The sequence below is a fragment of the Bradyrhizobium sp. UFLA06-06 genome (assembly GCF_054820065.1).
Genome location: NZ_JADFUD010000118.1, coordinates 1 through 11,349, shown reverse-complemented (window position 1 = coordinate 11,349; position 11,349 = coordinate 1). Strand labels below are relative to the sequence as shown.

At 65.5% G+C, this 11,349-nt stretch carries 8 protein-coding genes and 1 pseudogene; 3 read left to right on the top strand and 6 right to left on the bottom strand.

What is annotated here, in order from left to right; translation table 11 throughout:
- Positions 1–208: 208 nt before the first annotated feature.
- The 4 genes and pseudogenes from IF803_RS41530 to IF803_RS41515 all read right to left on the bottom strand — a co-directional run bounded on the left by IF803_RS41530 (position 209) and on the right by IF803_RS41515 (position 7,110).
- Positions 209–1,171 (bottom strand): alpha/beta hydrolase, encoded by a 963-nt coding sequence (locus IF803_RS41530; RefSeq protein ID WP_461196063.1) that lies wholly within the window; start codon positions 1,169–1,171, stop codon positions 209–211.
- Between the two features lie 182 nt (positions 1,172–1,353).
- Positions 1,354–3,132 (bottom strand): NAD(P)-binding domain-containing protein, encoded by a 1,779-nt coding sequence (locus IF803_RS41525; protein ID WP_461196062.1) that lies wholly within the window; start codon positions 3,130–3,132, stop codon positions 1,354–1,356.
- A gap of 75 nt (positions 3,133–3,207) precedes the next feature.
- Positions 3,208–6,565 (bottom strand): annotated as a pseudogene (locus IF803_RS41520) (acyl-[ACP]--phospholipid O-acyltransferase).
- Positions 6,566–6,852: 287 nt separating this feature from the next.
- Positions 6,853–7,110 (bottom strand): hypothetical protein, encoded by a 258-nt coding sequence (locus IF803_RS41515; protein WP_411781952.1) that lies wholly within the window; start codon positions 7,108–7,110, stop codon positions 6,853–6,855.
- Between the two features lie 52 nt (positions 7,111–7,162).
- Here IF803_RS41515 and IF803_RS41510 point away from each other — a divergent pair, with 52 nt between their 5' ends.
- A complete protein-coding gene (locus tag IF803_RS41510) occupies positions 7,163–7,783 on the top strand; it encodes a TetR/AcrR family transcriptional regulator (RefSeq protein WP_461196061.1) in 621 nt (206 codons plus the stop codon).
- 69 nt (positions 7,784–7,852) lie between these two features.
- On the opposite strand, the gene IF803_RS41505 is transcribed toward IF803_RS41510, so the two are convergent.
- Entirely contained in the window at positions 7,853–8,851 is a 999-nt protein-coding gene (locus tag IF803_RS41505) for a winged helix-turn-helix domain-containing protein (protein ID WP_461196060.1), read from the bottom strand.
- Positions 8,852–9,001: 150 nt separating this feature from the next.
- On the opposite strand from IF803_RS41505, the gene IF803_RS41500 reads away from it, so the two are divergent.
- Positions 9,002–10,180 (top strand): ABC transporter substrate-binding protein, encoded by a 1,179-nt coding sequence (locus IF803_RS41500; RefSeq protein WP_461196059.1) that lies wholly within the window; start codon positions 9,002–9,004, stop codon positions 10,178–10,180.
- 161 nt (positions 10,181–10,341) lie between these two features.
- Here the strand turns inward: IF803_RS41500 and IF803_RS41495 are convergent, their stop codons facing one another.
- On the bottom strand, positions 10,342–10,761 hold the full coding sequence (locus IF803_RS41495; protein WP_038387793.1) for a hypothetical protein: 420 nt from the start codon (positions 10,759–10,761) through the stop codon (positions 10,342–10,344).
- 220 nt (positions 10,762–10,981) lie between these two features.
- Between IF803_RS41495 and IF803_RS41490 the strand changes: the two genes are divergently transcribed.
- The coding region (locus IF803_RS41490; protein ID WP_461196058.1) for a phospholipase effector Tle1 domain-containing protein at positions 10,982–11,349 on the top strand (368 nt) is incomplete at its 3' end.

Below are 11,349 nucleotides of genomic sequence, written 5' to 3'. Positions count from 1 at the left end.
GCGCCAAGGACCCAACGGCTTCCCGCCCACCCTCATCCTGACAGACTTCCAAGACACAGGGACCCATAACCACCGCAGCCTGTTGTTGGAGCGGGCCGTGGCCCCAACGTCGTACAACACCGACATTCGGGGTAATGGGTCCCGGCCTTCGCCGGGACGACGATGTGGTTACACTTCCTTCGCCAACAATGGCTGGAGCGACCGGACGTTAAACTCCCCGCTCCAGCAACACCTTGAAATCCGCCCGCGCACGCTGTGCCTCGGCGCGTGCCGCCTCCGAGGCATCGCCAAGACCAAAGTAGCCGTGAATCAGGCCCTCGCCGGAATGATATGCGACCTGCACGCCGGCCGCCTGCAACGCCTTGGCATAGGCGTGCCCCTCGTCGCGCAGCGGGTCGAACCAGGCTGTGGTGACGACGGCCGGCGCGACACCGGCAAGGCTCTTCGCGCGCAGCGGCGAGACGCGCCAGTCGGCGCCCTCCGCCTTGTCAGCGAGATAGTGCCCGCAGAACCACTGCATCGTCGCGCGCGTCAGGAAGTAGCCGTCCGCATTCTCGGCGCGTGACGGAAACCTGGCGTTCTCGCCCGCATCGGCGAAATTGCCGACCACGTCAGTGACGGGATAGACCAGCAATTGCCCGGCGAGCCTGATGCGGGCGTCGCGGCAGGCCAGCGCGGTGGCGGCGGCGAGATTGCCGCCCGCGGAATCGCCGGCAACGCCGACGCGGGCGAGATCGCCGCCGAATTCGTCGATGCGCGCGACCACGTCACGGATCGCGGCGAACGCATCCTCGAAGGCGCCGGGAAACCGCGTCTCCGGCGGCTGGCGGTAATCGACCGAGATCACCACCGCGCCGGTGTCGATCACGAGGTTGCGGGCCTGGCGGTCATGCGTCTCGAGATCGCCGGCGACCCAGCCGCCGCCGTGGAAGAAAATCACGGTCGGCGCCGTGCCGCGGCCGTTGCGATAGAGCCGCGCGCCGAGCTTGCCGGCGGCGCCCGCGACCGCGATATCGCGCGCCACGTCGACGGGCGGCGGCGGTACCGCCTTGCGCGCCTCGGCCAGCGCGCGGAGCGAATCGCGGCAGCTCTGCGGCGTCATGGTTTCGGGATCGCGCAGCGGCAGCAGCGGGATGATCTTCTCAATAACGGGGTCGAGCGGAAGCGGCATGGGAGTCCTTTAGTTCAAGTGAGCAACGATGGGGCAACTTGCTTCACCTCGCCCCGCTTGCGGGGAGCGACGGGTGAGGGGGAATCTCCACGAGTCGAATGCGCGGACGGAGCCCGTCACCCCAACCGTCTCCCCGCAAGAGCGGGGAGAGGGAGAAGAAAACAGCAGGTGGGATGACTTCGTCAAAACTCTACCTGCTTGGAAAGCGTGCCGGCCTCGATCGCGGATATCTGCAGCGCGATGAAGCGGCTGTAGATGCGGGCCTGCGAGAACGCGCCGCCCGCGAACCAGAGGCCGGGCTGCGGCGTGCGCGTCCACATGTTGCGCAGCTCCTGGGTCGCATCGTCAAAGCCCCAGACCCGGCCGACGCGCCCGGCGACGTCCTCGCCGAACAACCTGCCGACCAGATGGTCCGGGCCCTTGTAGCCGGTAGCGAGCACGAACAGCTCGGCGGCGAGCGACGTGCCGTCCTTCAACGCAAGGCCGGTGGCGGTGACATCAGCGATGTCGGCGGCCTGGATCAGGCGGATCTTGCCGTCGGCGATCAGCTCGGAGCAGCCGACATTGAAGTAGTAGCCGCCGCCGCGGGAACGAAATTTCAGCGGCCAACCGGTGCCGTCCTCGCCGAATTCGAGCCGGAAGCCGGCGCGCTCCAGCCGCGACAGCAGCGGAGCATCGAGCCGCTTCACCTCGTCGGTGATGATCCGGTGCGCGATCTTCATGACCGGCAGCGGCACGCCGGAATTGAGGATGTCGCGCACCTCGATCGGCGGGCCGTCGCCGAGATAGGTCTTGTCGTAGAGCTGCGCGGGCTCGACATTGACCACCATGGTCGGGCTGCGCTGCACCATGGTGACGTCGGCGCCCGCGGCGTGCAGCTCCTGGCAGATGTCATGCGCGCTGGTGCCGGTGCCGAACACGACGACCGAGCGCCCTGCCCATTCGCGCCCGGCCGCGAACGCGCTGGAGTGCAGCACCTTCCCCTCGAAATTCCCGATGCCCTCGATCCGGGGAATGTTCGGTGTGCCGCTGACGCTGGTCGCGAGCACGATGTGCTTCGGATGCAGCGTGCGCGGGCCGCTGGTCCCTTGCAGCGTCACCGTCCAGCGTTGCGCCGTATCGTCATAGCGCGCGCCTTCGAACGAGGTCTCGGTCCAGAAGTCGAGCTCCATGATGTCGACATAGCTCTCCAGCCAGTTTGCGATCTGGTCCTTCGGGATGTAGCCCGGAAAGCTCGGCGGAAACGGCAGGTAGCGGAACAGATTGACCGGCGTCTTGTTGTGCAGCTTGAGGCCGCGATAGCGCAGCCGCCAATTGTCGCCGATGCGCCGCTCGCGATCGACGATCAGGGCATCGAGCCCGATCCGCTTGCACTCGACCGCGGCCGCGATGCCGGCATGGCCGCCGCCGACGATCAGCACGTCGGGCTCTCGGCCGGCATAGGCGCGCGAGGCCTGCCGCTGCTCCAGCCAGTCGGGTGCGGCGAAATCGCGCGCGTGGGATTGCTCGGCGGCGCGATCGGCGCGCGCCTCGCAGATGCGGTTGAAGTCGAGCATCGTGGAGAACGTCCACGCCGCGGAATTTCCGCCCCTCTCATGCAGCAGGCGGACCGCGCCGCTGCCGGGACCATTCGACGTGTCGAAGGTGAAGACGGCCTCGATCACCTCGCGTCCGGCCACCACGGCCCGCTGCGGTATCAAGGCACGGTCGTCGAGACGAAATCCGCTCGCGCCGACCGCTTCAGCGCGCGTCAGCAGTTCGACAACGAGGCGCTGCCGCCCGCTGAAGGTCGCAAACTGCCAGGAAATGCCGAAGATATTGCGCCAGTGGCTCTCGGGCGCAAACAGCGCGGCGAGAGCCTCGGCGGAGCGGCTCGCGAGCGCCGCATCCAACGCGCCGATCCATCGCTCGGCGGCAAGTTCGGGCGCGTCCTCCGTAGCCGGGTTCAGTTTGTCCAGCATGATCGTGCTTTCTCGGGAGCAGTTGCCGTCTATCTGACAACATGCTCCCGAAAAGCACAACCATCATGCCAAGACTCATGCAACGTGTTGCTGCAGCGATTCCGGCTCGGCCTCGGGCTCTTCACTGGCAGGCTCGGCCTGCGGCGCAGGTGCCGCGGCGAGTTCCTTCGCCAGCGCAGTGGCGCCGACATAGTCGGTCTTGCCGGTGCCGAGCAGCGGCACCTTGTCGACGACGCGGATATCGGCCGGCACTGCGAGCTCGGAGGCACCGACGCTCTTGGCCTGGCGCTGCATCGCGGCGCGGTCGGCGTCCTTCTGAGTGGTGAGCAGCACGATGCGTTCGCCCTTGCGCTGATCGGGCAGCGTGACCGCAACCGACATTGCCTGCGGCCAGATCGCAGCCGCGATCGCCTCCACCGCCGACAGCGAAACCATCTCGCCGGCGATCTTGGCAAAGCGCTTGGCACGGCCCTTGATCGCGATGAAGCCCTGCGCGTCGACCGTGACGATGTCGCCGGTGTCGTGCCAGCCTTCAGGCAGCGGCTCCAGCACGCCGGGATTCTCGGCACGGAGATAGCCGAGCATCACGTTCGGGCCCTTCACCGACAGCCGGCCGCCTTCCTCGATGCCGGGCACCGGATCGAGACGGTACTGCATCAGCGGCGAGATCCGGCCGACGGTGCCCTGGCGGTTGGCCATTGGCGTGTTCATCGCCAGCACCGGCGCGGTCTCGGTGACGCCGTAGCCCTCGAGGATGCGGATGCCGTAGCGCTCCATGTAGATCTGCCGCGTGCGCTCCTTCACCGCCTCCGCACCGGCGATGACGAGCCGCAGCGTGCGGAAGTCATAGGCATGCGCCGAGCGGGCGTAGCCGGTCAGGAAGGTGTCGGTGCCGAACAGGATCGTCGCGCCGGTCTGGTAGATCAGCTCGGGCACGATCCGGTAATGCAGCGGCGACGGATACATGAAGATCGGGATGCCGCCGAGGATCGGCATCATCATGCCGCCGGTCAAACCGAACGAGTGGAACACCGGCAGCACGTTGAACACCTTGTCGTTGGCATTGGCATCGACCCGCGCCAGCGCCTGCGCCGCGTTGGCGAGGATGTTGCGATGGGACAGCACGACGCCCTTCGGCGTGCCTTCCGACCCCGAGGTGAACAGGACGACCGCGGGATCGTTGGCCTTGCGGGCGACCCGCGGCGCGATGCCGGCGCGGAAGCCCGCGACCTTGTCGGCGAGGCCGATGCCGGCCCTGACGTCCTCGAGATAGACGACGCGCGCCTGGCCGGCGAGCGCCGCGATCAGCTTGTCGAGCTTGCCCTTCTCGATGAAGGCCTGCGAGGTCAGCACGGTCTTCACCTGCGCCGCCTTCATCGCCGCCAGCACGTTGACCGGACCGGCCGAGAAGTTGAGCATCGCCGGCACGCGGCCGATGGTCTGCAGCGCCATGAACACGACGGCGACGCCGGCCGAGTTCGGCAGCAGCACGCCGACATTCTCGCCGACCGCGGTGCCCTGCTCGAGCTTGCGGCTCAGCACCTGGGCGCCGAGGATCAGCTTGCGATAGGTCAGCTTGGTGCCGAGCGCATCCTCGATGATCGGCTTGCCGGTGTCGCGGTCGCGATAGGCGTGGCCGAGACCCTCGAACAGCGTGTGGTCGAGCATCGCGTTCTGGACCATGGCGTTGATCATCACGTCCTGCAGCGCGGCGCCGGCGGCATTGCGGCGCGCCTTGCCCCTCAGCGACTGGTCGACCGGCAGCTTCACCGGCGGCAGGATCGAGATCGTCACCTTGGGGAACCAGGAGCGCTTGATCTCGCCATTCTTGAGATAGCTGAGATGCGAACGCTGCGCGCCCTCGATGCGGACCGGGACGACGACTGCATCGGCCTTGTCGGCGATCATCGCGGTGCCGTCATAGACTTTCATCAACGAACCCGAGACCGTGATGCGCCCTTCCGGGAAGATCACCACCGGCTCGCCGGCGGCGACCAGCTTGATCAGGTCGCGCGCGGCCAGCGGCTTCGACGGATCCATCGTGTAGTGCTTGATCATCTTCAGGAACGGCTTGGCCCACCACGCCTTGGAGATGCCGGTGTCGACCGCGAAGCTCGCATCGATCGGCAAGGTGGCGTGCAGCAGCGGGCCGTCGACCAGGCTGACATGGTTGGGCGCGATCAGCATCCGCGTGCCCGATGGCGGCAGGTTCTCCATGCCACGCACCTCGACGCGGAACAGCGCCCGGAACAGCAGCGCGCCGAAGTCGCGCACGCCCTCCTTGCCCCACTTGCTCAGCACGAACCAGACGGTGCCGAAGCTCGCGACGGCGAGGCCGAAGAAGATCCAGGCGATCGGCAGACCGATATATTGCAGGGCGCCGACGAACACCGCGCCGGCAACCATGAAGCCGGCCTGCAGGATATTGCCGGCGGCGATGATGCGGGCGCGCTCGGACGGCGCGGTCCAGGCCTGCACGGCGGCAAATGACGGCACCACGAACAGGCCGCCGCCGAACGCGAACAGGAAGAAGTCGGCCAGCATGCGGAAGCCACTGAACGAGGTCGCGAACGCGACCGCGGTGACATCCTTGCCGAGCGAGGTGGTGGCGATCGCCCAGGCGAGGTCGAGGCCGATCACGCCCATCACGATTGCGCCGATCGGCACCAGCGCGAGGTTCGGCCGGACATGGCTCAGCTGCGCGGCGAACAGCGAGCCGGCGGCGATGCCGATCGCGAACACGGCGAGGCACAGCGTGACCACGCCCTCGGTGCCGCCGACGCCCTCCTTGATCAGCGCGGGCAGCAGCGACAGCACGATCGCACCGACCATCCAGAACCAGGACACGATCACCATGCCGTCCCACAGCCGCGGCTCGGCATAGAGCGACTTCAACAGGCGCGCGGTCGAGGTCCAGGGATTTTTGGTGATCGGCAGATCGGGCGCGGACGGCTGCGTCACCGGGATACGCGATGCAAACGCCCAGGACAGCACCGACAGGCCGACCACGGCGGCACAGATCCAGCCCATGTGGCTGGCGCCGGCGACGAACATGCCACCCGCGATGGTGCCGATCAGGATCGCCATGAAGGTTGCGCCCTCGACCAGCGCGTTGCCGGTCGCGAGTTCGGACACCGACAGCTGGTCGGGCAGAACGGCATATTTCACCGGGCCGAACAGCGCCTGTCTCTTATACACATCTGACGCTGCCGACGAACGATGTGTATAAGAGACAGAGCGCCGACAGCACGAAGAACGGAGCGATGAACACCGCCCCCGCAAGCTGGACCAGCGCCGGCCCCTGCTCGTTGGCGACGCCATACAGCAGCATGATGACGAGCGCGTTCTTCAGCACGTTGTCGTTCAACGCCGAGCAGAACTGCGACCAGAACAGCGGCGCGAAGCGGCGGGACGTCATCAATTCCTTGATCATGACCGGTTCCTTGGGTTAGCGCGCACGGCGCTGGCAGGTCTGCGAATTCGGGTGGCCGAGAATGGTGAGCGTGGAGAAAATGACGGAGATGCCGCAGCCTTTAGTCTTTTCCGCAACGTATCGGTTCGAACCGGCGCAAAATCGGTCGCACCGGGACGTCGCGACATTGCCCGCCAGAGATGTACGAGACCTTATCCAGACCTGGGGTTGACCGACGCCGGACGGGCTCGCAGAGGACATGGTGAGCGCTTTGTTGAGGTTTCGCCGACAATTGCCGGGGGCCCGCTTCAGGTCAGTTCACTCAAGCCGCGGAACGGCGACCATCGGCAGTTGCGCGACTTGCAGCGGCCACCGCTCGCAGCCGCTTGGCGCGGCGCGCGCCGATCCGCGCGCCGCTGCTCCAGGACGCCTGCGACGTCGCAGGCACGGGCGATCCGCTCGATCGGCGCGGTCGCCAGATTGAGGACGGCGCGGCCAAAGCCCTTCACGAGCTCGATCGCGTCATCGACAAGGGTGGTAGTCAATTGAAGTGCTAGGGTCTGCATCTGAGTGGCCTCCTATGCCAACTTGAGCAACGCTCAAATTAGTAGTATGAAAATGAACATTGTTCAAGAAGAATCGCGGCGGGATCGAAAAAAACTTCAGCGGCGGGCCCTGCTGATCGAGATCGCGCGCCGGTCAATCGCCACTAAGGGATTGAGATCACTCAAGGTTCGTGATGCCGCCGAGGCCGCCGGCTGCTCCATCGGGAGTGTCTATAATGAGTTCGGCGACTTCGACGGGCTGATCCTGACTGTGAACCGGGAGACCGTTCACACCCTGACCACGCAGCTCAAGGCGGTCCCGGCCGACGATCCGCTGCGCCAGCTGCACGGGCTTGCCGACGCCTATCTCGGCTTCGCCACCGAGCACGCCAATCTGCTGCGCTCGCTGTTCGAGCACCGGATGGAGGACGACCGGCCGTTTCCGGAAGACATCCTCACGATGGTGATGGACGCGTTCGCGCTGATGCATGCGCCGCTCGTCCGGCTGCTGCCCGATCGCGATCCCGACGACATCGCGCTGCTGTCGCGGATGATGTTCTCCGCGGTCCACGGCATCATCTCGCTCGGCCTCGAGGAGCGCATGGTCGCGGTGCCGCCGGAAATGCTGCGCGAGCGGCTCGCCCAGTTCGTCGACACGCATCTGGCGGGATTGGGCGTCACGCGCGGTGCGTAGCTGCGCGCGCACACGCGATCGCGGCCGACGATCTGCATTGGCGACATGCCGTCATCACGAACGATGCGATCAAGTTTGATTGCGGGCGACGTGCCCTGGGTGGGCAAGGGTCCAGAGCGGTTCGAGGAACACGATACTGGTACCTCCCTCGCGGAAGACGAGCTTGAACTCGATCCGTCCATCCGCGGTGATGGAGGCAGAATGCAGTCCCGTATTGCCGTCATAGCGCAACACGTCGTCGAGGACATATCCGGTGAAGCCGCCGGAAAAGCCGGGTCCGGGTACACGGCTGTGCGGCATCGCCGGCCCGTTCACGAGATAGCCGGTCGCGACACCGTCCCGATCGACATTGGTGACGATCATCATGAATTGGCGGTGCGAATTGATCCATCCCTGGTCGCTCACCCACACGCCGAGAAAACGGCGGACATTGTCCGGTACGTCACTTGCCGGCGCGTGAACGCGATAGGCGGGAAGCGGCAGCTGCTTCTCGGCGGCCAGCGCGGTGATCCGCTCGACGTCCTGATCCGGCACGATGCCGTGATCCTGCGGGACAAGCCAGTGCGCCAATTCCGCCAGGGGATGCCACATCCCGTTGGCGATCGGCGGCGCGGATGCGAGTGATGCGAAGGCGATCACCGACAGGCCGGCGATCAGCAACCATCGGGGAAGCGCGGCCAAGCGCGCTGCAATGCCGCGGGGAGCGGACGTCCGGCGCGAGACGTTCTGCGATCCATGATCGTGCGGCGGCGTCAGCGGCCTGGCGTCGAGGCGATAGCCGCGGCGAGACACCGTCTTGATGATGCGGTGGTCATCATCGCGCAGCTTCAGGCGCAGCTCGCGGATACATTGGACGAGCGAGTCGTCCGAAACCGCGACGTTACCCCAGACCGCCTCGTGCAGATCCTGCTTGGATGCCAGCCGCCCGGCATTGCCGGCGAGATAGCCGAGCACCGCGAATGATTTCGGCCTGAGATCGAGATCGACGCCATCCACGCGGGCTACGCCGCGGGCGAGATCAAGCTCAAAGGAATCAAATATCAAAACGGAATCAGTCGCCGGGTCCATAGAGGTCACTCCATGCCCACAGACGGCACCAATCGGGAAAATTTAGCAGGAAATTCGCCGTTCTGTCACTTCTTCATCAGGACTTCCGTGCCGCGAAGCCGATAGTCGCGGATAGCCCGGCATCATTTCCGGGCTCACGGGAGGTTGGCCATGTCGAGCACCCGGTTTGCCATATTGGTCGGGGCTGTTCTGGCGCTTGCGGCGGTGCGACCGGGACACACCCAGACGCAGGACGTCGTAAGGGTCGGGCTGGTGATGCCATTGACCGGCGTTCTGGGGCCGGTCGGCAAACAGGCGGTTGCCGGGGCGCGGCTCTACATGGCGCAACACGGCGACATGGTCGCCGGCCGCAAGATCGAATTGATCGTCCGGGACGATGCCAGCGTGCCCGACAACGCCAAGCGCATCGCGCAGGAGCTGATCGTCAACGACGCGGTCGCGATCCTCGGCGGCGGGCTGACGCCGAGCGTGCTGGCACTCGCGCCGCTAGCCAATGAGAGCAAGACGGCAACCGTCGTCATGGTATCGGGCACCTCGATCGTGACCGAACGGTCGCCTTACTTCGTGCGCACCAGCTGGACGCACGCGCAGCAGGCCAGCGTGCTGGCGGATTGGGCGGCGCGGAACGGATCGAAACGGGTCACCATCATCGCGTCCGACTGGGCACCCGGGCGCGAAGCCGCCGGCGTATTTTCGGCGAGCTTCACCGTGGCCGGCGGAACGATCGTCGAAGCGCTGAAAGTGCCGCTGGCCAACCCCGATTTCGCGCCGTTCCTGCAGCGCGCGCGGGATGGCAATCCCGACACCCTGTTCATTTTTGTCCCGACAAGCCAGGCCGGTATCCTGGCCAAGCAGTTTGTCGAGCGCGGGCTCGACAAGAGCGGGATCAAGCTGATCGGCCCCGGCGACATCGCCGACGACGAGGACCTGCCGGGTATGAGCGATGCGATGATCGGCATGATCACGGCGGGGTTCTACTCCGCCGCGCATCCATCGGACCTGAACCGCGACTATGTCGCCGCCTTCCGCAAGGCCAACGCGAATGTTCGACCGAACTTCATCAGCGTCAGCGCCTATGACGGCATGCATCTGATTTACGAGGCGCTGAAGGTGACCGGCGGCAAGACCAATGGCGATGCGTTGGTCGACGCCATGAAGGGCATGGCCTGGGAAAGCCCGCGCGGCCCGATGTCGATCGACCCGAAGACGCGCGAGGTCGTCCACGACATCTACATTCGCAAGGTCGAGAAGGTCGGCGGCGAGCTCTACAGCGTCGAGCAGGAGACGTTCAGGGCGGTCAAGGATCCCACCAAGGTCGCGAACAGATGAGGGAGGCGGAGTAGCAGCTGATCCGGCTCGGCGTAGGCCTTTGCGGTGTCCCGGCATAGCGGGTGACGGCCGACACCGGACTTGCGTTCAGACCGTCCCTCCCGCCATACGACCGATTTCGAGCCAGGAAAACCAGCCTCGTCCAACACCAGTTCGATGCCTCACGCGCGCGCCCGCGCGATCGTGCCGCCGACGATCTGCATCGCAACGCCGAGCACCCAGCCCGCCATGATGGCCGCGGTCCAGCCGATGTCCGGCTCGCTGCGCAGCACGACGACGCCAACCGAGAAGAACGCGACCATCGTCGCAAGGAAGGTCCCGATCGCGCCGAGCAGCTCCGCCGCGTCGATTTTGCGCATCGAGGCCGAATCCTTCGGATGGAACAGCTTGGGGGGCGTATCGATGCCGAGATAGAAGCCGATCGCGCCGCCCAGCATCATGATGAGCAGGAACGCCTGCGAGGTCAGCGCCGAGACGCTCGAGCCGACATGGATGGCGACAAACAGACCGCTTGCAGCTCCCGCCAAAGCAAGACCGAAGCGCTCAAGGACATGGGCAAATTTTCTGACGTGGCTGCGCATCGCTATGCCTCATCAATGAATTGCGCCGCTATCAGGCTAGGCCTTTTCGCAGCAACGCGAAAGCCGTCACCTCTCACATGGCCGCGACCACGTGACGCTTTGTGCGCCGGTACACACCTATCGCGGCATGGAATGATTAAAGAGCGATCAAAGGTAGCAATCGATCCGGTCCCTGCTACGCTGCGTCATCCGCTTCATTCGTTTCAGCGAGCGTCTTTTAATGCCGAGTCCGAAGATCATTATTCTGTCCGATGGCACCGGCAACGCCGCTTCCAGCGTCTGGCGCACCAATGTCTGGCGGATATTCCAGTCGCTCGATTTGCAGGGCAATACGCAGGCCGCCAAGTATGATGACGGCGTCGGCACGTCGAAATTCATTCCGCTTGCTCTGCTCGGCGGCGCCTTCGGTTACGGTCTCAAGCGCAATATCCTCGACGCCTTCAAGTTCATCTGCCGGAACTACGACCACGAGAACGATTCGAAGATCTACCTGTTCGGATTCAGCCGCGGCGCATTCACCGTGCGCACGCTCGCCGCACTCATCCTCGATCAGGGCCTGATCGTCGCGGACACCGAATCCGAACTGCA